Annotated in this window: 27 protein-coding genes; 17 read left to right on the top strand and 10 right to left on the bottom strand. The window is 69.0% G+C overall.

Features of this window, described 5'->3' with window-relative positions; genetic code table 11:
- The first annotated feature begins 45 nt into the window (after positions 1 to 45).
- The 7 genes from OG747_RS24795 (at position 46) to serC (ending at position 6,988) form a co-directional block, all read left to right on the top strand.
- Positions 46 to 1,857, top strand: a complete 1,812-nt coding sequence (locus OG747_RS24795) for an ATP-binding protein (protein WP_405881542.1) — start codon at positions 46 to 48, stop codon at positions 1,855 to 1,857.
- Positions 1,854 to 2,261, top strand: a complete 408-nt coding sequence (locus tag OG747_RS24790; protein WP_148008979.1) for a roadblock/LC7 domain-containing protein — start codon at positions 1,854 to 1,856, stop codon at positions 2,259 to 2,261. The genes OG747_RS24795 and OG747_RS24790 overlap by 4 nt, the downstream gene beginning before the upstream one ends.
- Entirely contained in the window at positions 2,258 to 2,605 is a 348-nt protein-coding gene (locus tag OG747_RS24785; RefSeq protein ID WP_405881541.1) for a DUF742 domain-containing protein, read from the top strand. Before OG747_RS24790 ends, OG747_RS24785 begins: the two co-directional genes overlap by 4 nt.
- Positions 2,586 to 3,317 carry a GTP-binding protein gene (locus tag OG747_RS24780; protein ID WP_405881540.1) on the top strand — a complete coding sequence of 244 codons (732 nt, stop codon included), beginning with the start codon at positions 2,586 to 2,588 and terminating at the stop codon, positions 3,315 to 3,317. The genes OG747_RS24785 and OG747_RS24780 overlap by 20 nt, the downstream gene beginning before the upstream one ends.
- Positions 3,314 to 4,537, top strand: a complete 1,224-nt coding sequence (locus tag OG747_RS24775; RefSeq protein WP_405881539.1) for a cytochrome P450 — start codon at positions 3,314 to 3,316, stop codon at positions 4,535 to 4,537. Before OG747_RS24780 ends, OG747_RS24775 begins: the two co-directional genes overlap by 4 nt.
- On the top strand, positions 4,534 to 5,742 hold the full coding sequence (locus OG747_RS24770; protein ID WP_405881538.1) for a cytochrome P450: 1,209 nt from the start codon (positions 4,534 to 4,536) through the stop codon (positions 5,740 to 5,742). Before OG747_RS24775 ends, OG747_RS24770 begins: the two co-directional genes overlap by 4 nt.
- A 127-nt stretch (positions 5,743 to 5,869) precedes the next feature.
- Positions 5,870 to 6,988 carry a phosphoserine transaminase gene (gene serC, locus OG747_RS24765; protein ID WP_405881537.1) on the top strand — a complete coding sequence of 373 codons (1,119 nt, stop codon included), beginning with the start codon at positions 5,870 to 5,872 and terminating at the stop codon, positions 6,986 to 6,988.
- A gap of 152 nt (positions 6,989 to 7,140) precedes the next feature.
- On the opposite strand, the gene OG747_RS24760 is transcribed toward serC, so the two are convergent.
- Complete coding sequence (locus OG747_RS24760) at positions 7,141 to 7,326, bottom strand: hypothetical protein (protein ID WP_405881536.1); 186 nt, start codon at positions 7,324 to 7,326, stop codon at positions 7,141 to 7,143.
- 356 nt (positions 7,327 to 7,682) lie between these two features.
- A complete protein-coding gene (locus OG747_RS24755) occupies positions 7,683 to 8,132 on the bottom strand; it encodes an ATP-binding protein (RefSeq protein WP_405881535.1) in 450 nt (149 codons plus the stop codon).
- A 206-nt stretch (positions 8,133 to 8,338) separates the two neighbouring features.
- On the opposite strand from OG747_RS24755, the gene OG747_RS24750 reads away from it, so the two are divergent.
- Together OG747_RS24750 and OG747_RS24745 are read left to right on the top strand one after the other, a co-directional pair.
- Positions 8,339 to 9,205, top strand: a complete 867-nt coding sequence (locus tag OG747_RS24750) for a helix-turn-helix domain-containing protein (RefSeq protein ID WP_405881534.1) — start codon at positions 8,339 to 8,341, stop codon at positions 9,203 to 9,205.
- The gene (locus tag OG747_RS24745; protein WP_405881532.1) at positions 9,202 to 9,414 is read left to right on the top strand and encodes a DUF397 domain-containing protein; all 213 of its coding nucleotides are present in this window, start codon (positions 9,202 to 9,204) and stop codon (positions 9,412 to 9,414) included. Before OG747_RS24750 ends, OG747_RS24745 begins: the two co-directional genes overlap by 4 nt.
- A 57-nt stretch (positions 9,415 to 9,471) precedes the next feature.
- Here OG747_RS24745 and OG747_RS24740 read toward each other — a convergent pair whose 3' ends face one another.
- Complete coding sequence (locus OG747_RS24740; protein WP_405881531.1) at positions 9,472 to 10,989, bottom strand: cellulase family glycosylhydrolase; 1,518 nt, start codon at positions 10,987 to 10,989, stop codon at positions 9,472 to 9,474.
- 229 nt (positions 10,990 to 11,218) lie between these two features.
- Positions 11,219 to 12,217: a WD40 repeat domain-containing protein gene (locus tag OG747_RS24735; RefSeq protein ID WP_405881530.1), complete on the bottom strand. Its 999-nt coding sequence runs from the start codon at positions 12,215 to 12,217 to the stop codon at positions 11,219 to 11,221.
- 137 nt (positions 12,218 to 12,354) lie between these two features.
- Here OG747_RS24735 and OG747_RS24730 point away from each other — a divergent pair, with 137 nt between their 5' ends.
- Positions 12,355 to 13,029 carry an SGNH/GDSL hydrolase family protein gene (locus OG747_RS24730; RefSeq protein ID WP_405881529.1) on the top strand — a complete coding sequence of 225 codons (675 nt, stop codon included), beginning with the start codon at positions 12,355 to 12,357 and terminating at the stop codon, positions 13,027 to 13,029.
- Here the strand turns inward: OG747_RS24730 and OG747_RS24725 are convergent.
- Positions 13,017 to 13,139 carry a hypothetical protein gene (locus OG747_RS24725; RefSeq protein ID WP_405881528.1) on the bottom strand — a complete coding sequence of 41 codons (123 nt, stop codon included), beginning with the start codon at positions 13,137 to 13,139 and terminating at the stop codon, positions 13,017 to 13,019. The genes OG747_RS24730 and OG747_RS24725 overlap by 13 nt on opposite strands.
- A 19-nt stretch (positions 13,140 to 13,158) precedes the next feature.
- Positions 13,159 to 13,734, bottom strand: a complete 576-nt coding sequence (locus tag OG747_RS24720) for a TetR/AcrR family transcriptional regulator (RefSeq protein ID WP_405881527.1) — start codon at positions 13,732 to 13,734, stop codon at positions 13,159 to 13,161.
- A gap of 174 nt (positions 13,735 to 13,908) precedes the next feature.
- Between OG747_RS24720 and OG747_RS24715 the strand changes: the two genes are divergently transcribed.
- From OG747_RS24715 to OG747_RS24705, 3 genes are all read left to right on the top strand, one after another.
- The gene (locus OG747_RS24715) at positions 13,909 to 14,517 is read left to right on the top strand and encodes an FMN-dependent NADH-azoreductase (RefSeq protein ID WP_405881526.1); all 609 of its coding nucleotides are present in this window, start codon (positions 13,909 to 13,911) and stop codon (positions 14,515 to 14,517) included.
- Between the two features lie 173 nt (positions 14,518 to 14,690).
- Positions 14,691 to 15,278 carry a Uma2 family endonuclease gene (locus OG747_RS24710; protein ID WP_405881524.1) on the top strand — a complete coding sequence of 196 codons (588 nt, stop codon included), beginning with the start codon at positions 14,691 to 14,693 and terminating at the stop codon, positions 15,276 to 15,278.
- Positions 15,279 to 15,338: 60 nt separating this feature from the next.
- The gene (locus OG747_RS24705) at positions 15,339 to 16,331 is read left to right on the top strand and encodes an aldo/keto reductase (RefSeq protein WP_405881523.1); all 993 of its coding nucleotides are present in this window, start codon (positions 15,339 to 15,341) and stop codon (positions 16,329 to 16,331) included.
- 271 nt (positions 16,332 to 16,602) lie between these two features.
- On the opposite strand, the gene thpR is transcribed toward OG747_RS24705, so the two are convergent.
- The 3 genes from thpR to OG747_RS24690 all read right to left on the bottom strand — a co-directional run bounded on the left by thpR (position 16,603) and on the right by OG747_RS24690 (position 19,351).
- Entirely contained in the window at positions 16,603 to 17,175 is a 573-nt protein-coding gene (gene thpR / locus OG747_RS24700; RefSeq protein WP_405881522.1) for an RNA 2',3'-cyclic phosphodiesterase, read from the bottom strand.
- A 92-nt stretch (positions 17,176 to 17,267) separates the two neighbouring features.
- Complete coding sequence (locus tag OG747_RS24695) at positions 17,268 to 18,551, bottom strand: MFS transporter (protein ID WP_405881521.1); 1,284 nt, start codon at positions 18,549 to 18,551, stop codon at positions 17,268 to 17,270.
- Between the two features lie 362 nt (positions 18,552 to 18,913).
- Positions 18,914 to 19,351: a MarR family winged helix-turn-helix transcriptional regulator gene (locus OG747_RS24690; RefSeq protein WP_405881520.1), complete on the bottom strand. Its 438-nt coding sequence runs from the start codon at positions 19,349 to 19,351 to the stop codon at positions 18,914 to 18,916.
- 143 nt (positions 19,352 to 19,494) lie between these two features.
- Between OG747_RS24690 and OG747_RS24685 the strand changes: the two genes are divergently transcribed.
- Both OG747_RS24685 and iscB read left to right on the top strand, forming a co-directional pair.
- Positions 19,495 to 19,677 carry a ribbon-helix-helix protein, CopG family gene (locus tag OG747_RS24685; RefSeq protein ID WP_405881519.1) on the top strand — a complete coding sequence of 61 codons (183 nt, stop codon included), beginning with the start codon at positions 19,495 to 19,497 and terminating at the stop codon, positions 19,675 to 19,677.
- A 136-nt stretch (positions 19,678 to 19,813) separates the two neighbouring features.
- The gene (gene iscB / locus OG747_RS24680; protein ID WP_405881518.1) at positions 19,814 to 21,451 is read left to right on the top strand and encodes an RNA-guided endonuclease IscB; all 1,638 of its coding nucleotides are present in this window, start codon (positions 19,814 to 19,816) and stop codon (positions 21,449 to 21,451) included.
- 9 nt (positions 21,452 to 21,460) lie between these two features.
- On the opposite strand, the gene OG747_RS24675 is transcribed toward iscB, so the two are convergent.
- A complete protein-coding gene (locus tag OG747_RS24675; RefSeq protein ID WP_405881517.1) occupies positions 21,461 to 22,915 on the bottom strand; it encodes an NCS2 family permease in 1,455 nt (484 codons plus the stop codon).
- A gap of 280 nt (positions 22,916 to 23,195) precedes the next feature.
- Between OG747_RS24675 and OG747_RS24670 the strand changes: the two genes are divergently transcribed.
- Positions 23,196 to 23,474 (top strand): DUF2530 domain-containing protein, encoded by a 279-nt coding sequence (locus OG747_RS24670; protein WP_405881516.1) that lies wholly within the window; start codon positions 23,196 to 23,198, stop codon positions 23,472 to 23,474.
- A gap of 133 nt (positions 23,475 to 23,607) precedes the next feature.
- On the top strand, positions 23,608 to 26,007 hold the full coding sequence (locus OG747_RS24665) for a cation-translocating P-type ATPase (protein ID WP_405881514.1): 2,400 nt from the start codon (positions 23,608 to 23,610) through the stop codon (positions 26,005 to 26,007).
- Positions 26,008 to 26,083: the final 76 nt, after the last annotated feature.

Here is a 26,083-nt window from a genome sequence, read left to right as displayed (position 1 = left end):
TCTCGCCTAAGAACCTCGCCCAGGACACGACCGAGGACACGATTCATGACCGCGCCCATCCCCTCCGGCGAACGACCCACCCTCCGCGCCATAGCCCCCGCACCCCTGTTCACCGCCGTCGCGGCGGCGCTCGCGGTCGTCGGCGCGGTCGCGATGGCACCGAATTCCGAGCGCGTACCCGTCGCCTGGGGCGCGAGCGTCGCCGCCGTGCTGCTGTGCGTCGCCGTCGCGGTCGCCGCCCGCGCCGTCCAGACGGCGAAGCTGGCCCGCCGCCGCCTCGACGCGGTGGCCCAGGACGCCGGACGGCTGCTGCAGGAACGGGCCCGGATGGCCGAGGAGTTCAACCAGGAGCGCTCCCGGCTGACGGAGGAGTCCTCCCGCGACCGCGCGCGCGTGGCCGACGCCGCGGCCCGCGACCGCGCCCTCCTCACCCAGGAATTCGAGGCCGAGCGGCAGCGCCACGCCGCCGACATCGCCGAGGAGCGGCGGCGGTTCGCCGAACTCGCCGAGGAGAAGGCCGGGCTGCACCAGCAGGTCCGCCAGGCCACCGGCGACCGGGCCGCCGCGGTCTCCGCCACCGCCAACGCGGCCGGCCGTATGCAGGCGCTGGCCACCGGCATGCTCGCCGACCTGCGCGCCATGGAGGAGAAGCACTCCGACGAGGAGGTCCTCGCCGACCTCCTCCACCTCGACCACCGCACCGCACAGGCGGGCCGCCTCGCCGACTCCGTCGCCGTCCTCGCGGGCGCCCGCTCGGGCCGCCGCTGGGCGCGCCCCATCGTCATGGAGTCGATCCTGCGCGGCGCCATGGGCCGCATCGGCGGCTACCAGCGCGTGCGCGTCCACTCCGCCAGCGACGCCGCCGTCGCGGGACACGCCGCCGAGGGCGTGATGCACGCGCTGGCCGAACTCCTCGACAACGCCGCGAACTTCTCGCCGCCGACCGCCGAGGTCCATGTGTACGTCGAGGAGGTCCCGGCCGGTGTCATCGTCTCCGTCGAGGACAGCGGCCTCGTCATGGGCGACGTCCAGCTGCGCCGCGCCGAGCGTGCCGTCTCCGGGGACGCCGAGAACACCGCAGAACTCGGCGGCCTCACCGGTACCCGGCTCGGCCTCGCGGTGGTCGGCCGGCTCGCCCGCAAGCACGGTCTGAAGGTGTCCTTCCGGCCCTCCGCGCGCGGCGGCACGGGCGTCCTGGTGCTCATCCCCCAGGACATCCTGAGCCTCCCGTCCGCCCCGGCCCCGGCCTCGGCCCAGACCCTGACCCTGCCCCCGGCCTCGACGGAATCCGAGGCCAGGCCCACTGTGCCCGCCCCGGCCGCCGCCGAGGGCGTGACGCACGCGCCGCTCGCCGAACCGCGCTCCCAGGCGTCGTACGCCGCCGCCCGCACCCCCGGAGACCTCGACCCGGACCCGGTCCCCACCCACGACTCGCCCCGGCTCGACAGCGACGCCCCGTCGACCGACACGCCGTCGACCGACGCCCCGTCGACCGGTGGCCTCCCCAAGCGCCGCCGCGGCCGCACCCTCGCGGACGCCGAGCGCAGCCGCGCCCATCTCGCGAACCAGGCCGCCCCCGAACCCCGTACCACCGACTCCCAGACCACCGCCGCCCGCTTCAGCAGCTTCCGCCAGGCCGTCCGCGGCACGGCACCGGACCAGGCTGCCGTCCAGGGCACGGTGCCCGAGGGCGACTCCGTACGGGACTCCGTACGGGACTCCGTACGGGACTCCGTACGGGACTCCGTACGGGACGAATCCGAAAACGCCGTACGAGGCGAAGAAGCCGTACGGAACACCACCCCCGCGAATCCCTCGCACGCTCCCTCGCACCCGGAAGGCGACACCACTTCATGACCGGCACCACCACCGCCGACGAGAAGCTCTCCTGGCTCATCGAGGGCCTCCTCGAGCGCACCCCGGGCGCCCGGCACGCGCTCGTGCTCTCCCGGGACGGCCTGAAGCTGTGCCGCACGCCGGAGCTCACGGTCGACCGCGCCGACCAGCTCGCCGCGATCGCCGCCGGCATCCAGTCGCTGTCCCACGGGGCGTCCGTGGAGTTCGGCGACGGCAGCGGGGGCGTGCGCTCGGCGATGACCGAGTTCTACGGCGGGGTCCTGTTCATCGTGGAGGCGGGCGACGGCGCCCACCTCGCCGTGGTCACCGCCGAGGACGCGGACGCCGGTCTGGTCGGGCACAACATGAGCGAACTCGTGGAACAGCTCGGCGAACACCTGAGCGCGCAGCCCCGGACGTCATGAGCCGTCCGGGCAGGGACGACGCGCCCGACCGGCTCTACACCCTCACCGGAGGGCGCAGCCGGTCCGCGCCCGACACCCCGTTCGACCTGGTGACGCTCGTGGTCGCCGAGTGCGATCCGGTGGTGGGCATGCAGTCGGAGCACACCGCGATCCTGCGGCTGTGCGAGCGGCCGACGGCGGTCGTGGAGATCGCCGCCGTGCTGAAGCTGCCGGTGTCCATCACCCGCGTCCTGCTCTCCGACCTCCTCGCCGCGGGCCGCGTCAGCGCCCGCCACCCGCAGAAGGCCGCTCTTCCCGATCCCGACATCCTGGAGCAGGTGCTCGTTGGACTACGCAACCTCTGACGCGAGGACTCCCGCGGACGCTTCCGCGAACGCTCCGGCGAGCGCTCCCGACAGGACTCCGCTGGGCGCCACCGCCGACAACGGCCTGAAGATCGTCGTCGTCGGCGGCTTCGGCGTGGGCAAGACGACCCTGGTCCGCTCGGTGAGCGAGATACGTCCGCTCAACACCGAGGAGACGATGACCCGGGCCGGCGAGGCGATCGACGACATCAGCGAGGTGCGCGGCAAGTCCGCGACCACCGTCGCCTTCGACTTCGGCCGCATCACGCTCGACGCCCGCAATGTGCTGTACCTGTTCGGCGCGCCGGGGCAGGAACGCTTCTGGTTCCTCTGGGACCGGCTCTTCTCCGGCACGCTCGGCGCGGTCGTGCTCGTCGACACCCGGCGCATCGACGACTCCTGGTACGCGATCGACCGCCTGGAGCACCACGGCACGCCGTTCATCGTCGCCTGCAACGACTTCGGCGGCCCGACGCACACCCCCGAGCAGATCCGCGAGGCCCTCGACCTCGACCCGCACGTCCCGCTCATCGACTGCGACGCCCGCTCCCGGGAGTCCAGCAAGCGGGTACTGATCACGCTGGTCGAGCACTTGAAGACGGTGTACGCCGCCCAAGCCGCGCAGAGCACCCAGACCACCCAGACCACCCAGAGCTCCCAGAGCTCCCAGAGCTCCCCAGCTACTGTCAAATCACCGGAGTTGGCCCTGTGACCCCCGCCCCCGTGCCCCTCAGCGGGCCCCGGTTCCAGACCGAACCCGCCGCGCTGTACCGGGAGATGCGGCGCGACCACGGTGCCGTGACGCCCGTCGTGCTGGACGGCGACATCCCGGCGTGGCTGGTGCTCGGCTACCGCGAGCTGCACCAGGTCACCGGCGATCCCGTGCTGTTCAGCCGCGACTCCGAGCTGTGGAACCAGTGGGACCGCATCCCCGACGACTGGCCGCTGCTGCCCATGATCGGCCGCAAGCAGCCCTCCATCCTCTACACCGTCGGCGAACGCCACCGCGAGCGCGCCGCGATGATCAGTGACGCGCTGGAGGCCGTCGACCCCTCCGAACTGCGCTCCCATGCGGAGAAGTTCGCCGACGAGCTGATCGACGCGGTGTGCGCCAAGGGCGAGACGGACATCGTCGGGGACTACGCCGCCCTGCTGCCCGTACGCATCCTCGCCACGCTCTACGGCTTCGCGGAGGAGCAGGGCCCCGGCCTGGTCACCGCCCTGAACGACATGGTCAACGGCCGGGAGAACGCGCTGGCGGGACAGCAGCACCTGGCCACTTCCATGGCACAGCTCATCGCCGACCGGAAGGCCGCGCCCGCGAACGACGTCGTGTCCCGCATGCTCGCGAACACGGCGGGCTTCACGGACGAGGAGATCATCCAGGACCTGATGGTCATGATGGCCGCGGGCCACCAGCCGACCGCGGACTGGATCGGCAACTCGCTGCGCCTGATGCTGACGGACGAACGCTTCGCGGCCTCCCTCTTCGGCGGCCGGCACAGCGTCGCCGAGGCCATGAACGAGGTCCTCTGGGAAGACACCCCCACCCAGAACGTGGCAGGCCGCTGGGCCTCCCGCGACACCCAGCTCGGCGGCCGCCGCATCCGCACCGGCGACCTTCTCCTCCTGGGCCTCCAGGGCGCCAACTCCGACCCCCAGGTCCGCACCGACGGCTCCGCCCTCACCGGCGGCAACAACGCCCACTTCTCCTTCGGCCACGGGGAGCACCGCTGCCCGTTCCCGGCGCAGGAGGTCGCGGAGGTGATCGCGCGGACGGGGATCGAGGTCGTACTGGACCGGCTGCCGGACATCGATTTGGCGGTACCCGCCGAGTCCCTCACCCGACGCCCCTCCCCGTGGCTGCGGGGCCTGACCGAACTGCCCGTGCGTTTCACCCCCACCCCGGCCCTTGGAGGCTCCCCCGCATGACCAGTCGTATAGCTCTGGACCCGTTAGTGTCCGACCTCGACGGCGAGAGCGCTCGGCTCCGGGAGGCGGGCCCGCTCGTCGCCGTCGAACTGCCCGGCGGCGTCCCGGTGTGGGCGGTCACCCACCACGCCGAGGCGCGCGCCCTGCTCACGGACCCCCGGCTGGTCAAGGACATCAACGTCTGGGCCGCCTGGCAGCGCGGCGAGATAGCTCCCGACTGGCCGCTGATCGGACTCGCCAACCCCGGCCGTTCCATGCTCACGGTGGACGGCGCGGACCATCGCCGGATGCGCACCCTGGTCGCGCAGGCACTCACCCCACGCCGGGTGGAGCAGATGCGCGAGCGGATCACGAAGCTGACGGAGGGCCTGCTGGACGGGCTGTCCGGCGATGTGGTGGATCTGAAGGCCGACTTCGCCTACCCCCTCCCCATGTTCGTCATCGCCGACCTCATGGGCATCGACGAGTCCCGCCTCCCCCGCATCAAGGAACTCTTCGAGAAGTTCTTCTCGACGCAGACCCCGCCCGCGGAGGTCATCGCCACGCTCACGGAGCTGGCGGGCATCATGGCGGCGACGGTCGCCGCGAAACGCGCGGAGCCCGGCGACGACCTCACCTCCGCCCTGATCCTGGCCTCCGAGGACGGCGACCACCTCACCGACGAGGAGATCGTCTCCACCCTCCAGCTGATGGTCGCGGCAGGCCACGAGACGACGATCTCCCTGATCGTCAACGCGGTGGTGAACCTCTCCACCCACCCCGAGCAGCGCGCCCTCGTCCTCTCCGGCGAGGCGGACTGGTCGGCGGTGGTCGAGGAGACCCTCCGCTACTCCACCCCGACCTCTCACGTCCTGATCCGTTTCGCTACGGAGGACGTCCCGGTCGGCGACAAGGTCATCCCTGCGGGTGACGCGCTGATCGTGTCGTACGCGGCGATCGGCCGGGACGAGAACGCCCACGGTCCGACGGCCGGGGAGTTCGACATCACCCGTACGACGGAGAACCGGCACATCTCCTTCGGCCACGGCCCGCACGTCTGCCCCGGCGCCGCCCTGTCCCGTCTGGAGGCGGGGGTCGCCCTCCCGGCCCTGTACGCCCGCTTCCCGTCCCTGGACCTGGCCGTCCCGACGTCGGAGCTCCGCAACAAGCCGGTGGTGACCCAGAACGACCTGTTCGAACTCCCGGTACGCCTGACGACCGGCTGACCCGGGCTCCGCCCCATGGAGCGGGGTGGCGGGGGGGGGCGAAGAACCCCACCGCACCCCGCTCCATCCCGTCTCACCCGCCGGACGATGTGTCCGCCACGTTTCGCACAACCGATACGCTCCCTCCGTGGCTGATATCCAGATTCCCGCTGACATCAAGCCCGCCGACGGACGTTTCGGCGCGGGCCCCTCCAAGGTGCGCACGGAGGCGCTGGACGCGCTGGCCGCGACCGGCAGCTCCCTGCTCGGTACGTCCCACCGCCAGGCCCCGGTCAAGAACCTGGTCGGCAAGGTGCGCGAGGGCGTGCGCGAGCTCTTCTCGCTCCCCGACGGCTACGAGGTCATCCTCGGCAACGGCGGCTCCACCGCCTTCTGGGACATCGCGACCCACGGCCTGATCGAGAACAAGTCGCAGCACCTGAACTTCGGCGAGTTCTCGTCGAAGTTCGCGAAGGCCGCGAAGCTCGCCCCCTGGCTGGCCGAACCCACCGTCATCGCCTCCGACCCCGGCACGCATCCCGAGCCGGCGGCCGAGGCGGGCGTCGACGTCTACGCCTTCACCCACAACGAGACCTCCACCGGTGTCGCCGCCCCCATCAAGCGCGTCAACGGCGCCGACGAGGGTTCGCTCGTGCTGGTGGACGCCACCTCCGGCGCCGGCGGCCTCCCGGTCGACATCGCCGAGTCCGACGTCTACTACTTCGCCCCGCAGAAGTCCTTCGCCTCCGACGGCGGCCTGTGGATCGGCGTCTTCTCCCCGGCCGCCATCGAGCGCGCCGAGCGCATCCACGCGAGCGGCCGCCACGTGCCGGAGTTCTTCTCGCTCCCCACGGCGATCGACAACTCCCGCAAGAACCAGACGTACAACACCCCGGCCCTCGCCACCCTCTTCCTCCTCAACGAGCAGCTGGAGTGGATCAACGGCCAGGGCGGCCTGAGCTGGTCCACGGCCCGCACGAAGGACTCCTCGACCCGCCTGTACACCTGGGCCGAGGACAGCAAGTACGCGAGCCCCTTCGTCGCCGACCCGGCCAAGCGCTCGCAGGTCATCGGCACGATCGACTTCACGGACGAGGTCGACGCAGCCGCCGTCGCCAAGGTGCTGCGCGCCAACGGCATCGTCGACACCGAGCCCTACCGCAAGCTCGGCCGCAACCAGCTCCGTATCGCGATGTTCCCGGCGATCGACCCGGCGGACGTCGAGGCGCTGACGAAGTGCGTCGACTACGTGATCGAGAAGCTGTAACCGTCACCCGTACGAGAACGGGGTCGGCGAGTCCGCCGCCTGGGACACCCTCCTCGGAAACCGTGAACACTTTGGAGGAAAGTGTTCACGGTTTCCGGTAGCTGTGCGGTGGAGCGGGCACAGCCGACCGGATTCACCCACAGCGTCGGCAGTCATCGGGACCTGTCACGGTCGGCCCGAACGCGCGCCTGGCGCAGCGCCGTCCGCAGCTCGGCTGCCGTCGCGCAGTCCTTGCCGTGGCACCGGCATTCAGCGGTGCAGGACTTCACATGATCGAGCCATGCAAGCCATTCCGGCTCCTCCTGCGCAACAGATGCGTGCACGATCTCCTCGCTCATCTCACTCATCGGGTAACTCCCCACCACCTGGGCGCCACGTCTCCCCTATGGCCTGCCGCACATACGGCCGGACAACGTCGTCGCCGCAAACGCCCAACTCCCGTTGCCAGCAGGTATCTTCGCCGGGGTGTGACATGGGTCGGCCGGTGGCGCGGGCGCGTTCGAACCAGCGGAGCCGGCGTGCGTCCCTCGGGTGCGGCAGGCGCAGCACATACGGGTCCGGGGCTCGTACGGGCCGGGCGAGGTCGCGCGGGTCCGGCGGCGCGGCGCGTCTGCCTTCTCCGCCCCGTCTGCGCGGCCGAAGCGGCAGCAACACGCAGTACAGGACGCCTGCCCACAGAACAGTGTTCTGCATGTCATGGCTCCCTGGTCTGCAGCGCCGTTGAGGAGCACGCCTCGGGTACCGGGAACGTGGCCCACACGCACTTGGCGAACCGGCGCAGATCGCACCCCCAGTTCTCCGCCAGAGCCGCCACGACGACCAGCCCTCGCCCACCCTCTTCCTGATCCCCGCAAGCACGGAGTTCGGGAATCCTCGTTCTGTCGGGATCGGACACCTCGACCAGCAGATGAGCGTCCCGGACAGAGAGAGACACCTCGATCCGGGCGAACGACACTCGGCAGTGCCGCACGGCATTGGTCACATACTCGGTGGTCACGGCGGCGACATCAGCGGCGAGTTCGTCGCCTACGCCCCAGTCCGCAAGGATCTTCCGGACCCGCGCCCGGGCTTCCGGAACGTGTCTCCCGCGCTTCAGCACGTGGAAGGTCTCCCGGCGCGGCTGTGACGCAACTGCGATGGGCATATGGGCAGTTCCCCCTGACACATAGTCAAGTTCACGCCGTGTAGCAGCGGCGCATGCCAATGAGGCTAGGCCTGGATTCCCCACTCCTGCAATCGAATCCCATGCACACGTGCACAAGAGACCACTATCGAGTGACCCGGCTCTGCGGGGCCCCAACAAACGGTCGGATTTGGCAGACTGAGGGGTCGAGAGAGGGAGGCGGCCAGATGCCCGCAGGTGGGAAGCCGACTGTGCGGAGTAGGCGGTTCGGCCGCAAGATGCAGCGCCACAGGGTCAAGGCCGGTTTCGATCAGGCACAGGCAGCGGTCTTCATCTACGGCTCACGCTCCAAGATCAGCCGCATGGAAGACGGCATCACCACAGCCAAACCCGCGGAAGTCCTCCTGCTCCTGGACAGGTACGGCGTCCACGACGAGACGGAACGCGAGCACCTTGTATGGCTCGCGAAGAACAGCAATCACCGCGGCTGGTGGCTCGAACACGCCGAGCACCTACGGCCCGACTACCTCGATCACATCGCGCTGGAGGACGACGCCACCTACATCCGGGAATGGCAGCCGGTGTTGTTCCCCGGCCTCCTGCAAACCCCGGCCTACGCGGAAGCGATCATCACGACGGGCCCCAACTACGTTGCCCCTGAACGCGTCACCCATTTGGTGAAAGCGCGGGAGGGTCGACAGGCCAAGATCGACGAAGGCGGAACCGCGTACACCGCCATCCTCTGGGAAGCGGCGATCGTGCACCCCTTGGTGAGCGTCGAGATTCACCGGGAACAGCTGTCCGCGATCCTTGAGGTGGGGAGAAGGCCGCATGTGACCGTACAGGTACTGCCGTTCACAGCGGGAGCGACAGGCTCGACTTCCGCGTTCTCCTCCTTCAGTTTCGATTCGGAACCGACTGTCGAGGCGGTGACACTGGAGAACCTGAGGGGTACGTCGGTCCTTGAGGGCGCGGAAGATCTCGCGGCTTACGCCAACGCGTTCGACCTACTACGATCGTCAGCACTGACGCCGGAGGCGAGCGCAAGACTCATCCGGCGCGTACTGCGGAGCAGTAAGGAAGACGCATCGTGACCGAGCCCATAGGCCCCTTCCGGAAGTCGTCGTATTCCGGGCAGGAGGGCAACTGCGTAGAGGTTGCCGCCACCGCCGGGGGCGGTCGTGCCGTACGCGACAGCAAGAAGCAGAACGGACCGCTGCTCTCCTTCACCCGCAACGGATGGCAGGCATTCGTCACCGGGGCGCAGGCCGGCGCGTTCAGTCACCTCACCCACCAGGGCTGACCTCCGCACAAACTCGCGAGGCGCCCGGCGATCCAGCGATCGCCGGGCGCCTTCTTCTCACGCCGCCGTACAGCTCACGCTCGGCACGGCCCCACCCCCCGGCGCTCCCCCGAACCCGAAGCTCACCGAACCGCCGACCGCCACACTCCCGTTGTGATCAGCGTTGGAGGCGGTGACCGTGGCTCCGCTCTGCGTGTAGCTCGCGTTCCACATGCTCGTGACCTGCTGCGACCCGCCCCACGTCCAGCTCACCTTCCAGGACTTGATCGCGGCCGTCCCCGTATTGGTCACCGTCACATCGGCGTTGAAGCCACTGCCCCAGTCACTGCTCACGGTGTACGTGGCGGCACAGGCGCCCGTACTGCCGCCGCCCCCGCCACCACCGCTCCCCCCACCGGTGCTCGGAAACCCGGGCGCCTTGACGCTCGCCAGATACGCGTCCTTCACCGCGTCCACAGTCACCCAGTCGTCCTTCAGAATCCCGCCCGTGTCACCGGAGTTGGGGTTCCACGACCAGAAGGTCCAGGAGATGCTGTCGGCGCCGTAGGTGGCCGTCGGCCGCAGGTAGGAGACGAGCGCGGCCAGCCACTTCTGATCCACGGTCGACTGGAGTGTCGTACCGAATTCACCGACCCACACCGGCGCGATGTTCTGCTTGAACAGATAGCCCCAGTACTTGTCCCACACGCCTGGCATGTTGTCGGGGAAGGACGGATCAGTGAACCAGCTCTGCTGGGCCACGCTGGTCGCGTAGTCGTGCGCGGAGTACACGACCCGGTTGGCGACGCTCAACTGCACCGGATACTGCCCGGCGCCCATCAGATTGCCGCCCCACCACCCGGAGACACCCGCATACGTCTGCACGCCCTCCACGAAAATCAGCAGGTCCGGGTTCACGGACAGAACGGCGTTCCCGGCCCGTTGCGCCGCGAGCCGCCAGTCCGTAGCCGTGTCCCCGCAGCCCCAACAGGCCGGATCGTGCGGCTCGTTGTGCAGATCGATGCCGATGACGGTGTTCTGCCCCGCGTAACGCGCCGCCAGGGCCTTCAGGTCGGCGATCCACGTCGACTCGGGGACGGCGGAGGTGTACCAGAGCGCGGACTGCCCGCCCGCGTCCGGCCGGTGCCGGTCGAGGATGACCTTGAGGCCGTCCTGACCGGCGTACGCCACGATCTTGTCCATGACCTGCAATGAGTTCAGCCCCTGCAGGTCGGCGTTCTTGCCGCTGGAGAAGTCGATGCTGTTGGGCACGGCACCGGCGCCCTTGAAGAGGTCGTCGCTGTACGGGAGCCGGATGGTGTTGTAGCCCAGCGACTTCATCTGGTCGATCATGCTCTTGTAGTCGCGGGACCAGAGTCCGTGAACGACGTAGTTCCCGGTCTCGAAGCCGAACCAGTTGATCCCGGCGATGCGGACGGGCTGCCCCGCCGCGTCGAGGATCTGACGGCCACTGGTGTGCCAGTACCCTGCGCCGGGAGCGGCCGCCGAGGCGGCGTGCGCCGCGTGGACGCCCGCCAGGGGCAACAGAAGCCCGGCGGCGACAGCACACAGCGCTCTTCGCAAACTGCGGAACATGTGCGGGTTCCTCTCGGGGAGGCGCGGCCCCGGAACGGATGGGAGCGCTCCCATGCACCGCGTACCCCTATGGGAACTGACATACCATCAGCAAGTCAAGGATGTCGTACGGCATTCACGCGAACGCCGGATGCGGTGGGCGCGCCCCGTCAGGGGCACGGGGAACTGTGCGACAAGCCCCCACCGGCCCGCGGACCCGAACTCCACCGCACCCCGCATCCCGCACCCCCTACGACTTACGCAGCAACCGCTTCATCCCGAACCCGACCACCAGAACAGCGGCAACGGCCAGCGCCCCCACCTTGGCACCCGAGCTCATGCCCCCACTGCCGCCCCCGTCCGCCGACGCCGAACTCCCGCCCCCGGACGGCGACTTGGAGCTCGAACCCCCGCCCGGCACGGAGCCGGGCTGGACCGGGCTGTCCTTGCCCTCGCTCCCGTACAGCAGCTTGGACCCGTCAGGGGTGTACGTGACGGACTCGCCCTGCCTCTGCAGGGGCACGTTCAGCCGCGCCTGCCGCTTGATCTTCCCGTCGTTCCAGGCGTACGCGATCCCGCCGAAGTACCCGCGTACGACCAGTTGCTTGCCGTCGGGCGAGAAGGCGCCGTCGGTGACCCAGAGATCGATGGGGGCGACGGACCGGAAGATGTTGGTGCCCGACGTGGAGAGCTGGGCGGGACCCTCGTACAGGTGGCCGCCGTCCTCGTTCTTGTCGGCGATGTAGACCCGCCCGGTCTTCGGATGGACCATGAGCGCCTCGGCGTTGCGGGGCCCGTCCGCGTACTTCACGACGTACTGCGTGGCGCGGATCGTCTGGTCCTTGAGCACCTTGGGCTCGGGCAGCTTGTAGATCCACACGTACGACCACTTGCCGCCGAGGTTGTCGCCGATGTCGCCGGCGTAGAGGTCACCGTCGGGCCCGAGGGAGATCGCCTCGACGTCACGCGGCGCACCCACCCCGCTCATGGTGACGGTGGCGACGGTCTCGCCGGTCCTGCTGTCGACGGCGTAGAGGTACGGCCCGTCGCCGCTGTCGTTGTGGGTCCAGTAGATGCCGGGGTGGAGGTGCGAGGCGGCGAGCCCACTGGACTCGGTGATCCGGGGATCCTTGATGGTGAACCCCCCGTCCCCGCTCTCGGCGAGGGCCGGCGCCGACAACGCGAGCACGAGGACGGCAGTGGCAGCGGCGGAGGCGGCTCCGGCGAGGAACGAGGGCGATCGGCGCATGGGCCAAGCCTGCCATCCCGGCGCGCCGGAGCCCGGACGCGCCTACGGGGAAACACCGACCCCGGCGTGTCCATCCTCACACCGCACGGCCCATACGACCCGTATTGATCGCCCATCCGATCATCCATGATGAGCGGATGCTCAGGTTCATGCCCGTCGGCGACTCCATGACGATCGGAAGCGCGGGCGAACACACGTGGCGTTACCGAATGTGGCAGCACCTGCGCGCGACGTACGGGGGACCGTTCCGGATCGTCGGCCCGCGCGAGACGCTGTACGACAAGGCGACGGAGTCCCCCGACTCGCACGAGTACGCGGACCCGGACTTCCCCCGCGCCCACCTCGCGGGCTGGGGCGAGGGCTGGCAGCACATGGTCCCGCTGATCGGCGAGGCGGTCCGCACCCAGCGCGCGGACATCCTCCTGGTCTCCCTCGGCCTGATCGACCTGGGCTTCTACACGAACGCCGAACAGACGGCGGCGAACGCCCGCACCTTCATCGCTCAGGCCCGCGCGGCGAACCCGCGCATCCACATGGTCCTCCTCCCGGTGATACCGAACGTCCGCGCGGAGTCCGACGTCCCCTTCGCCACCGAGGTCGCCGCCTTCAACGAGCTCCTGGAGAAGGCGGTGGCCGACCTGGACGAGCCCCGCTCCCCGGCCCTCCTCGCTTCCCCGCCCCCCGCCTACGACATCCACCTCGACACGTACGACGGAACCCACCCGAACGCGAACGGCGAACACAAGATCGCGGAGGCCTTCGCGGAGGCGATGTACCAGGCCTGGGACCTGGGCGAGCCCTACTCCCCCTGACCGGCGACGCCGACGGCCTGACCGGCGAGGGCGACGGCCTGACCGGCGAGGGCGACCGTCCGACCGGCGAGGGCGACCGTCGGGCAGCCTTCCGCGAGCCCGCCGATCACAACCTAGGACAGTCCCTGGCTAGTCCAGGCTGCGCATGGCCGCCGTGATGGCCGATTCGAGGAACTCCCGTCCGGCTCGGGCCTTCCCCATCACGCGCAGTCCCTGGATGAACGTGGTCAACAGGCGGGCAAGTTCGACGGGATTCTTGTCCGCCGAGAGTTCACCGCGGGCTTTGGCCCGTTCCAGCGCGCCGGCGATGGTCGATTCGACGAGCCGCAAGGTCGCGGAAACCTGTTCGCTCGTGCGCGGATCGTCGGCGCGTTCCGTGGCGGCGTTGACCAGCATGCAGCCCTGGTCCGGATCACACAGATCCGCTTCGACCATGGCGGTGAGGACGGCGCGCAGCGCCGGGCGCACCGCGTCGGCCGACTCCAACCGCGCCACCAGGTCGGCGGCGTTGTGAGAGGTGTACCGCTCCAGGGCACGGGCGTAGAGCTCCTCCTTGGAGCCGAACGCGGCGTACAGGCTTCCGCTGCCTATGCCGAGCGCCGACGTGAGGTCGGACAGCGACGTCGCGGTGTAGCCCTGATGCCAGAAGACCTCCATCGCCCGCTCGACAGCTTGATCGATGTCGAACTCCCGAGTGCGTGCCACGTCCGCATGGTATTCGTTGTGGATTGAATAATCAAGTATCGCTCTGCGTGTCCGGCCCATATGCGTAACCATTCTTGAATGTTTAATCCAGAACTAGTAGGGTCGGTGTCGCACGGCGGTCCGCGCCGCGCTTGTCACCGGGCCCGCAGGCCCTTGCCGAGAAACGGAAACGTCATGTCTCACCTGCTCCACATCGACTCCAGCGCACGCAGCGAGGGATCACTGAGCCGTCAGTTGTCCGCCCAGTACGTCGCCGCCTGGCAGAGCGAGAACCCCGAGGGCACGGTCACCTACCGTGACCTGGCGTCGGAGGTTCCCGCCTTGGTGAGTGAGGACTGGATCACCGGGGTCTTCGCCCCGCCGGAGCACCACAACGAGGGCAGCCGAGCGGCGGTGTCCGCGTCCGAGGCCCTGATCCTTGAGGTCGAAGCGGCGGACGTCCTGGTGCTCGGTGTGCCGGTCTACAACTTCAGCGTCCCGGCCGTCTTCAAGGCGTGGATCGACCAGATCTTCATGGCCGGGCGGACCTTCTCCTACGGCACCGACGGCCCGCGCGGGTTGCTCACCGGCAAGAAGGTCATCGTGCTCCGTGCCTCCGGCAGCGACTTCGACAACCCCGCCTTCGCCACGATGGACTTCCACGCTCCCTACATTCGCAGCGCGCTCGCCTTCGTCGGGATCGAGGACGTGGAGATCATCTCGGTCAACGGGATGGACCCCGAGCAGGTCAAGCTGGCGCTCGAGAAGGGTGCCCGAGCGATCGAGGCCTCCCTCGCGGCCTGACTTCGGGGCTCAGCGCCGGGGGGGCCGAAGGGTGACGTCCGACGGAAGATGTCGAGCGTGGGGCTGCCTGCGGCGCTGGACGGCCTCGACCAGGCACGTAACCAGGTCACCGTGCGTATCGTTGTACCGCGCGGCTGCACTCGACCGGGTTGCGGCCGGGGAGGAGCGCCACGATGACCGTCCTTGAAGACAGGATCGAGATGGCCGAGGAAAGCGGCGAACTGACTCTGGACGTCATGTTCGAGTGTCTCGAGAAGATGCCCATCCCCGAGGGAACGAAGGTCGAGATCGTCGGGGGGAACATCTTCATGTCACCGCAGCGGCAGCACCACTGGGAGATCATCCTCGACATCGTGGAGCAACTGCGTGGCAAGTACCCGCGCAAGCGGCTGGCGTCGGACGTACGCATCGACTTCCCCGGACACCTGAATGGTTTCGCCTGCGACGTGGCCGCGATGGCCGATCGATCGGTGAAGGACAGCAAGGGCCGTTGGCGCTACCAGGACGTCGAGTTCGTGGCCGAGGTGATCTCCAAGGACACCGCCGCCAACGACTACGGCCCCAAGAAGCTCACGTACGCCCTCGCCGAAGTCCCTGTCTACCTCATCGCCGACCCCTACCAGGGCAGGTGTCACCTCTTCACCGAGCCCAAGCGCGGCGACTACACAGTCGAGGCGAAGATCGTCTTCGGTGACCCTGTGGACCTCGCCACCACCGTGGTCGGCCTCACCCTCCAAACCGAAGAGTTCCCCCGCGACTGACCCGCCACACGGAGCACCTCCCTTGCCTAGAGCGCACTCCACCCCGTTGGCTAGGGAGTCATGAAGTACACGCAGCTCGGACGCACGGGACTCAAGGTCAGCCGACTCGTCCTCGGCACCATGAACTTCGGTCCGCAGACCGACGAGGCCGACAGCCACGCCATCATGGACGCGGCGCTGGACGCAGGAATCAACTACTTCGACACCGCGAACGTGTACGGCTGGGGCGAGAACAAGGGCCGTACCGAATCGATCATCGGCAACTGGTTCGCGAAGGGCGGCGAGCGGCGCGACAAGGTCGTGCTCGCCACCAAGGTGTACGGGAACATGGCCGCCGACGGCGATGCCTGGCCCAACCACGACAAGCTGTCGGCCCTCAACATCCGACGGGCCGTGGACGCCTCCCTCAAGCGGCTCCAGACCGACTACATCGACGTCTACCAGTTCCACCACGTCGACCGCCGCACTCCCTTCGAGGAGATCTGGCAGGCCATCGACGTACTGGTGCAGCAGGGGAAGATCCTCTACGTGGGGTCCTCCAACTTCCCCGGCTACAAGATCGCCCAGGCCAACGAGATCGCCTCCCGGCGCCACGGCACCATCGGTCTCGTCAGCGAACAGTGCCTCTACAACCTCGCCGAGCGGCGCGCCGAGATGGAGGTCATCCCGGCCGCGCGGGAGTACGGGCTCGGGGTCATCCCCTGGTCGCCGCTGAACGGCGGACTGCTCGGCGGGGTCATCAAGAAGGAGGTCGAGGGCGGGCGCAGGGCGAGCGGCCGGGCCGCCGACTCCCTCGCCAACACCACCATCCGCGCGCAGATCCAGTCGTACGAGGATCTGCTCGACAAGCACGGGATCGAGCCCGGCGAGGCAGCCCTGGCCTGGCTGCTGACCCGTCCCGGCGTCACCGGCCCCATCGTCGGCCCGCGCACCGCCGAACAGCTCGACTCCGCCCTGCGCGCGGTCGAGCTGGAGCTGAGCGAGGAGCTCCTGACCGGCCTGGACGAGATCTTCCCGGGCCCGGGGCCGTCCCCGGAGGCCTTCGCCTGGTAGGGCGGCAGCGAAGGGCCCCGTAGGGGCGCGAAGCTGCGGACGTATGCGGCTCCGCCGCGTGGGCGCGACCAGCCACGAACGGCCCGCAGAAAACGAGCCACCGCAGCGGTCCGTCTCACCCCGGCGGAGCGCGACGGCGGTGGCGGTCGACTACTTGACCGCCGCCGCCAGCGCCACCACGACGAACATCAGCACGAGCACACCGGCCATGATTTGGTTTCGGGTCTTCGGGTTCACGCCATCGAGGTTAACCGGCCGCCCCCGGCCGCCTTCAGTCGCCCGCCCCGTCCAACGGCCACCGCGCCACCGTCTCGTAGCGCGGCTGCTCCCCCGGTACTCCCGACCTCGGCAGATTGCTGCGTACGAGACACAGTTCCCCGGCCGTCCAGTCCCGCCCGGCGAAGGCGTTCAGGGCGGCGACGTACGGGGAGAAGTCCGCCGTCTCGCGGCTGCGGGCCACCGTCAGGTGGGCGCGGTAGCGGCGGTGCTCGCCCATCTCGACGCCCGCCTTCCGCGCCGCCGCCTCCGCCCGGTCGGCCAGCAGCCGCAGCGTACGGACGCCTCCCGACACCCCGACCCACAGCGCCCGGCCGCCGAAGTGGCCGCCGCCGTGGAGGGCGAGCGGGAAGGGGGGCGTGCGGTGGGCCGCGCGCGCCAGCCGCTCCGACAGGGCCGGGACCACGTCCTCCTCGACCTCGCCGTAGAACGCCAGCGTGAAGTGCCAGCCGGGACGGCCCGTCCAGCGCAGGCCGTCCGCGCCGGGCAGGCGGTGCAACTCGTCCACCACCGTGCCGAGTTCACGTACCGCACCCTCCGGCGGCAGCACGGCCGCAAAGAGTCTCATGCACGTCACCCTTCCAGGGAATGGATCACCGAGCCATCGTCACGGACGATGAACACGGAACACGGGTGCGCGCCCGCGCGGGCGTGCCGTCCTCACGCCACCGTGACCAGCTGCTCCTTCTGTTCCCTCTGTGCTCTCGGTACGAGGCTGACCCGGGGATGGCCGTGGTGCCAGCCCACCGACATACGCAGGCCGCCGACGCGGGCCAGGACCAGGCCGATCGTGGTCGCGGCGGCGGCCGAGACCAGACCGCCGAGGGCGAAGCCGACGCGCGGACCGTAGGCGTCGGTGACCCAGCCGACCAGGGGCGCCCCCAGCGGCGTACCGCCCATGAAGACCATCATGAACAGCGCCATCACGCGGCCGCGCATGGCGGGGTCGGTGCCCATCTGGACCGCGGTGTTCGCGGTGACGTTGACCGTCAGGCCGAAGATCCCTATCGGGGGCATGAGGAGGGCGAAGAGCCAGAGGGACGGAGCCGCGGCCGCGACCACTTCCAGGATGCCGAAGGCCATGGCCGCCGCGATCAGGATGCGCAGCCGGGCCGTGCCGCGGCGGGCGGCGAGCAGCGCGCCGGCCACCGAGCCGACCGCCATCAGCGTGTTGAAGAGGCTGTACGCGCCGGCGCCCGCGTGGAAGACGTCGTCCGCGTACGCCGAGAGCCAGACCGGGAAGTTGAAGCCGAAGGTGCCGATGAAGCCGACGAGGACGATCGGCCAGATCAGGTCGGGGCGGCCGGCCACGTAACGCAGGCCCTCACGGAGCTGACCTTTGCCGCGCGGTGCCCGCTCGACCATGTGCAGGTCACGGGTGCGCATCAGCAGCAGGCCGGCGATGGGGGCCACGAAGGACAGGCCGTTGAAGAGGAACGCCCAGCCGGTACCGACGCCGGTGATCAGCACGCCCGCGACGGCGGGGCCGACCAGGCGGGCGGACTGGAAGTTGGCGGAGTTGAGGCTGACCGCGTTCTGCAGCTGCTCCGGGCCGACCATCTCGGAGACGAAGGACTGCCGGGCCGGGTTGTCGACGACCGTGGCGAGGCCGACGGCGAAGGCCGCCAGGTAGACGTGCCAGACCTGGACGTGGCCGGAGAGGGTCAGGAAGGCGAGCGCGAGGACCGTGAGGGCCATCGCCGTCTGGGTCACCAGAAGCGTGGGGCGCTTGGGGAGGCGGTCGACGAGAACACCGCCGTACAGCCCGAAGAGCAGCATCGGCAGGAACTGCAGCGCGGTGGTGATGCCGACCGCGGCGGAGGAGCCGGTGAGGCTCAGCACCAGCCAGTCCTGGGCGATGCGCGCCATCCAGGTGCCGGTGTTGGAGACGACCTGGCCGATGAAAAACAGGCGGTAGTTCCGGATCTTCAGCGAGCTGAACATCGAGGAGCGGGAGGAACCCTCAGGGATGGTGGGCTCGGTGGTGGGCGGGGAGTCGTGGGTGGCCGGTCCGGGGGCGGAAGTTATTCCGGGTCCCGTACTCAAAAGAGTTCGCCTCCTAGCGATGGACGTCTTGGCACGCGGGCGGCGCCGCGTCTGCCACGGTGAGGTTCCGGCACGGCGATGTGTGCCGGACAGTGCGCACGGCCGTCACGGCGTGCCCCTCGCGATGCAGGGGACGCCGCGACCGGCGCACGCCCGGCGGCCGGCCGTGCGCGGGTGCGACCGCCACGCGGCGCCCGCGCCGAAGCTGCGCCTGCCGCGTGCGCGCCCGGTGGGCCCGGTGGGCCCTGCGAGGGCCCGTGTCACAGCTGTGCGAGCTTCTCGAGGACCGGGGCGGCCTCGCGGACCTTCGCCCATTCGTCCTCGTCGAGGGCCTCGACCAGACCGGCCAGGAACGCGTTCCGCTTGCGGCGGCTCTCCTCGAGCATCGCCTCGGCCTTGTCGGTCTGCGTGACGACCTTCTGGCGCCGGTCCTCGGGATGCGGCTCCAGTCCGACCAGGCCCTTGGCTTCGAGCAGCGCGACGATGCGGGTCATCGAGGGCGGCTGCACATGCTCCTTGCGGGCGAGCTCGCCGGGCGTGGCGGTGCCACAGCGGGCGAGGGTGCCGAGCACCGACATCTCGGTCGGGCTCAGCGACTCGTCGACCCGCTGGTGCTTGAGTCGACGCGACAACCGCATCACTGCGGAGCGCAGGGCGTTCACGGCGGCAGCGTCGTCGCCATGGGTGAGTTCAGCCATGTCTTTAGGGTAACTCATTACTCTCGCTAAAGAGCCGCGGGATGCCCGTGACACGGGCCACTGAAGCTTCACATCACTCATATGAGTGAGTCGCATCCAGAAAGTGACCCATTCCCCGCCGTGGTCCGGCGACCCTCGACCCCATGGGGACCAGTGTGCTCAGCCTGCGGATAGACGGGGAGCTGCTCGAACGGCTCCGGGACCATGCGGCGAAAAGGGGAATGAGCGTCCAGGACTATGTGGTCCGGACTCTTGTCCGGGACGACTTCGACGAGCGGTTCCAGACCGCCGTCGAGGAGACGGAGAAGTTCTACAAGCTTGCGTAACGCTTCTGGTCGGCACGACCAAGGCATCAGGTAGTAGGTCAATCGCTCCCTGGCCGCTATGGCCAGGCCCCGTCCGTCATGGAATCGGAGGGCCAGGTTGACCAGCTCAAGTCATCCGCGAATGGAGGTGCCATGGATGACTACGTTTCATGCAGGTGAGAAGACCCACCCCGCCGTGCTTCCTCAGCGGCGGGCTCTGGAATCCGTGGGAGCAGACACCCCTGAGAGCAGGGACGAAACGGCCCACGGACACCCCGGCGCCGCGCAGGGCACCGACATGGAACATGAGCGAGGGGAGATCTCTGGCAGCGGCACCCGCCGCCAGTGGCGTCACCCTGTTGCTCCGGCTACGGCCGAGGCCTCAGGAGAGACCAGGAACGATGACGTTCCCGTCAAGAGCAGCACCAACCGCGGAAACACGGGGGACGGACGAGTCTTCGTCCTCGCCAAGAACGGCTCACCTCTGATGCCCTGCCATCCCGCTCGGGCACGCGCACTGCTTGGCGAGGGCAGGGCGGTGGTGGCCCGCCACAGTCCGTTCACCATCCGTCTCAAGGACCGTACCCGGGAGCAGTCGGAGGTCGAGGGTGTACAGGTGAGGATCGATCCGGGCTCAAGGGCCACGGGCATCGCCATCACAGACGAGAAGAAGAAACTCGACCAGCACGGCAACTGCGTCAGCGTCCGGCGGGGACTGGTCAGCGTCGAGCTCCAGCACCGCGGACAGCAGATCAGCAAGGCACTCAAGCAGCGCTCGGGGTATCGGCGCAGGCGTCGCTCCGACAACCTCCGCTACCGGGCACCACGTTTCGACAACCGAACCCGCCCGTTAGGGTGGCTGGCCCCGTCCCTGCGGCACCGCATCGACACCACCGTGGCCACGGTCGACCGGCTACGTCGCTTCGCGCCGGTGAGAGATGTCCATCTGGAGCGGGTTTCGTTCGACGTTCACGCCATGAGCGCAGGACGAGAACTCAACGCGGCGGAGTATCAGCGCGGCACTCTCGCCGGTACTGAAGTCCGCGAATACCTACTCGCCAAGTGGAACCGCACTTGCGCCTATTGCGGCGCCACCGGGGTACCGCTGAACATCGACCACATCCAGCCCCGAAGTCGCGGCGGCAGTGACCGCATCTCGAACCTCACCCTCGCCTGCGTTCCTTGCAACCAGGCCAAAGGATCCGACCGGATCGAGGTCTTCCTCTCCGACGATTCCCGACGTCTGGCCAAGATCCTCGGTCAGGCCAAGACCACGCTGCGGGATTCCGCCGCCATGAACGCCACCAACAGGCAACTCGCCGAAGCACTCAAGACCCACGGGGCTCCCGTGTACTGCTGGTCGGGCGGCCGAACGAAGTGGAACCGCACCGCCATGGGTCTTCCAAAGACCCACACCCTCGACGCTCTTGCCGTTGGTTCTCTCGACCATGAACAGGGAGACGCCATTGTGCGCATCCCCAACCAGGTGCTCGTCATGAAAGCCACCGGCCGCGGTTCATACGCTCGCACCCGACCCGACAAGTACGGGTTTCCTCGGTTGAAGCTCACCCGCACCAAGCGGCACTACGGCTTCCAGACCGGCGATCTTGTACGGGCCACCGTGTCCACCAAAAAGCGGAGGGGCACATGGACAGGACGCGTCGTGGTGCGCGCGACGGGAAGCCATACCGTCACCACCCAACACGGACGCCTGTACACCTCCTACAAAAACCTCCGCCTCCTCCAGCGGTCCGACGGATATGCCTACGTCGTCAGGAAGGAAGCGGAGGTCTGACTCAGCGATCTACGTAAGCCCCAGCGCAGGCATGGCGTAGTAGAAACCGAACACGGCGGATACGACATACATCGCGACCGGGATCTCGCGGCCGCGACCGGCGGCCAGGCGCAGCACCACGAAGGTGATGAAGCCCATCCCGATGCCGTTCGTGATCGAGTAGGTGAACGGCATCATCATCATCGTCACGAAGGCCGGGATGGCGATCGTGTAGTCCGCCCAGTCGATCTCCTTGATCGAGTGGGACATGATCAGGAAGCCGACCGCGAGGAGCGCGGGGGTGGCGGCCTGGGACGGGACCATCGTGGCGACGGGGGTGAGGAAGAGCGCCACGGCGAAGAGCGCGCCGGTGACGACGTTCGCGAAGCCGGTGCGGGCGCCCTCGCCGACGCCCGCCGTGGACTCGACGAAGCAGGTGGTGGCCGAGGAGGAGGTAACGCCGCCCGCGGCGACGGCGATGCCGTCGACGAACAGGACCTTGTTGATGCCGGGCATGTTGCCCTGCGCGTCGGTCAGCTTGGCCTCGTCGCTGATGCCCATGATCGTGCCCATCGCGTCGAAGAAGCACGACAGCAGCACGGTGAAGACGAAGAGGACGCCGGTCAGCACACCGACCTTGCCGAAGCCGCCGAAGAGGCTGACCTTGCCGACCAGCCCGAAGTCCGGGGTGGAGACCGGGTTGCCGGGCCACTTCGGGGTGGTCAGACCCCAGGACGGGATCGTCGCGACGGCGTTGACGATCACCGCGACGACCGTCATCGTGACGATCGAGATGAGGATCGCGCCCGGCACCTTGCGCACCATCAGCGCGAGGGTGAGCAGCGTGCCCAGGATGAAGATCAGGACGGGCCAGCCGTTGAGGTGACCGTCGCCGCCGAGCTGGAGCGGGACCGTGGTCTGGGCGACGTCAGGGATGCGCGTGACGAAGCCCGAGTCGACCAGGCCGATCAGCATGATGAACAGGCCGATACCGATCGCGATGCCCTTGCGCAGACCCAGCGGCACGGCGTTCATGACCCGCTCGCGCAGACCGGTGGCGACCAGCAGCATCACGACGAAGCCGGCCAGTACCACCATGCCCATGGCGTCCGGCCAGGTCATCCGGGGGGCGAGCTGGAGCGCGACGACCGTGTTCACGCCGAGGCCCGCGGCCAGCGCGATCGGCACATTGCCGATGACACCCATGAGCAGCGTGGTGAAGGCCGCGGTGAGGGCGGTCGCGGTGACCAGCTGGCCGTTGTCCAGGTGGTGCCCGTACATGTCCTTCGCGCTGCCCAGGATGATCGGGTTCAGCACGATGATGTAGGCCATCGCGAAGAAGGTGGCGAAACCGCCGCGGATCTCGCGCGGGATGCTGGAGCCCCGCTCGGAGATCTTGAAGTAGCGGTCCAGCGCGCCCTGCGCGGGGTTGGGTCCCGGCTGCTCCGGGGCGGCGGGGGCCTTGGTGGTGGCCGAGGTGGACATGGGTGACCTCATACGTGCGGGGCCTTGCGGGCCAGGACTGGCGCCGGGCGGGACGGCGCCGGGCTGGGGAAACATGATCGAGTCTGGCTGTTACGCGATCACCAACAGGTTTCTCAGATGTTTCTGTTGGTGTTTCGTACGAACAGAAAGAGCCAGACTCAGACCGTTTCAGTATGAACATATGAGTTCGAAATCGCTATCTCCGCGCGTAGACCGTTGGTATACAAGGCCGCGCGCAGGGTCGGGCGAAGCCGGACGCACGGCCTCGTAAGCTGTGCCCATGGCGAAGTGGACCCCCAAGCACGAGGCGCCGGAGCCCCTGGAGGGGCCCGTCGTCGCCACCATCACGGGCGGCACGATCCTCTGGTTCGTCCTCTTCCTCGTGCAGCTGCCGTTCTACGGCTGGTTCGACGCCCACGGGCACCTGTGGTGGCTGTGGACCTGCCTGGCCGGAGCGGGCCTCGGCCTGATCGGCATCTGGTACGTCCGGGGGCGTGACGCCGCCCTCAAACGGGCCGCCGCGGACGCGCAGCGGTCCTCGTCCACCACTGCGGAGTAACCGGCCGCTCCTGCGGAGTGACCAGCTCCCCCTGCAACCACGGCATCACTCGCCGCCGCCCCCGTCCTCCCCTGGTCGGATCTTTGGGGCACTCGGCAGGTGAAGCCCTATTTCCGCACGTACCGTCGAATGCATGACGCACATCGACGCGGGCGCCGAACTCGACCCTGTTCACCCCGTGCCCCTGCCCGCCCCCGCGCGGGCGCTGGGGCTGTCCGCCGCCGAAGTGGCCGACCGGGTCGCGCGCGGCGAGGTCAACGACGTCCCCGTGCGCAGCAGCCGCTCCATGGGCGAGATCGTCCGCGCCAACGTCTTCACCCGGTTCAACGCGATCATCGGTGTGCTCTGGCTGATCATGCTGTTCGTGGCGCCGTTCCAGGACAGCCTGTTCGGCTACGTGATCATCGCCAACACCGGGATCGGCATCATCCAGGAGTGGCGGGCCAAGCAGACCCTGGACTCGCTCGCGGTGATCGGCGAGGCGAAGCCGACGGTGCGCAGGGACGGGGTGGCCGGCGAGGTCAGTACGTCGGAGATCGTGCTCGGGGACCTGATGGAGATCGGGCCCGGGGACAAGATCGTCGTGGACGGCGCGTGCGTGGAGGCCGACGGCCTGGAGATCGACGAGTCGCTGCTCACCGGTGAGGCGGACCCGGTGGTCAAGCATCCCGGTGACAAGGTCATGTCGGGCAGCTTCGTGGTCGCGGGCGGCGGCGCGTTCACGGCGACGAAGGTGGGGCGGGAGGCGTACGCGGCGCAGCTCGCCGAGGAGGCGTCACGGTTCACGCTGGTCCACTCCGAGCTGCGCAGCGGTATCTCCACGATCCTCAAGTACGTGACGTGGATGATGATCCCGACCGCGATCGGCCTGGTCATCAGCCAGCTCGTGGTCAAGCAGCACGGCTTCAAGGACTCCATCGCGCGGACGGTCGGCGGGATCGTGCCGATGGTCCCCGAGGGGCTGGTTCTCCTCACCTCCGTGGCCTTCGCGATCGGCGTCATCCGGCTTGGCCGGAAACAGTGCCTCGTGCAGGAACTTCCGGCGATCGAGGGCCTCGCCCGGATCGACACCGTCTGTCTCGACAAGACCGGCACCCTCACCGAGGGCGGCATGGACGTCACCGAGCTGCGGCCGCTCCAGGGCGCCGACGAGTCGTATGTACGGACGGCCCTCGGCGCGCTCGGTGAGTCGGACCCGCGGCCGAACGCCTCCCTCCAGGCCATCATCAACTCCTACCCGGACAGTGAGGAGTGGCGCTGCACCGAGTCACTGCCGTTCTCCTCGGCCCGCAAGTACAGCGGGGCGTCGTTCAGCGAGGGCAACGGCGAGAGCAGTACGTGGCTGCTCGGCGCCCCCGACGTCCTGCTGCCCGCCGGGGACCCGGCGCTCGCCGAGACCGAGCGGCTGAACGAGGACGGGCTGCGGGTGCTGCTGCTCGCCAAGGCCGCGAAGGACCTCGACGACCCCGAGGTGAAGGAGGGCGCGCGTCCCACCGCCCTGGTGGTCCTGGAGCAGCGGCTGCGCCCGGACGCGGCGGACACCCTGCGCTACTTCGCCGAGCAGAACGTCAAGGCGAAGGTCATCTCCGGCGACAACGCGGTCTCGGTCGGCGCGGTGGCCGGCAAGCTCGGTCTGAGCGGCGGGGTCGTGGACGCGCGCCACCTCCCCGACGAGAAGGAGGAGCTGGCGAAGTCGCTGGACAAGGGGACGGTGTTCGGCCGGGTCACCCCGCAGCAGAAGCGCGACATGGTGGGCGCGCTGCAGTCGCGCGGTCACACGGTGGCGATGACGGGCGACGGCGTGAACGACGTACTCGCTCTGAAGGACGCCGACATCGGCGTGGCCATGGGGTCGGGCTCGGAGGCGACCCGGGCGGTGGCCCAGATCGTGCTGCTCAACAACAGCTTCTCGACGCTGCCCTCGGTGGTCGCGGAGGGCCGCCGGGTCATCGGCAACATCACGCGCGTCGCGTCGCTCTTCCTCGTGAAGACGGTCTACTCGGTGCTGCTGGCCATCCTGGTGGTGTGCTGGCGGGTCGAATACCCCTTCCTGCCCCGGCACCTGACCCTGCTGTCCACCCTGACGATCGGCATCCCGGCGTTCTTCCTCGCCCTCGCCCCCAACACGGAGCGGGCGAAACCGCACTTCGTACGGCGGGTCATGCGGTACTCGATCCCCGGGGGCGTGGTCGCGGCCGTCGCCACCTTCGTCACCTACCTGGTGGCCCGTCACCACTACACGGGGCCGGGCGAGTTGGACGCGGAGACCAGTGCCGCGACGCTGACGCTGTTCCTGATCTCCATGTGGGTGCTGGCGATCATCGCCCGGCCGTACACCTGGTGGCGCATCGCCCTGGTCGCCTCGATGGGACTGGCGTTCCTGCTGGTGCTGGTCGTGCCGTGGCTCCAGCACTTCTTCGCCCTGAAGCTGGTGGGCGTGGAGATGCCGTGGATCGCGGTGGGCATCTCGGTGGTGGCGGCGGCCACCCTGGAGTTCCTGTGGAAGTGGGTCGACCGCCGCTTTCCCGCGTGAGGCGGTCCTACGGGGCCGGCCACATGGTCCGGCTCATGGCCGGTCCGCCCTTGCCGTCGCCGTTGCAACGTCACCC

This window comes from Streptomyces sp. NBC_01384 (assembly GCF_045040035.1).
GTDB lineage: Bacteria > Actinomycetota > Actinomycetes > Streptomycetales > Streptomycetaceae > Streptomyces.
Note: the sequence above shows the minus strand (reverse complement) of the source record. Positions and strands in the feature narration are given on the sequence as shown.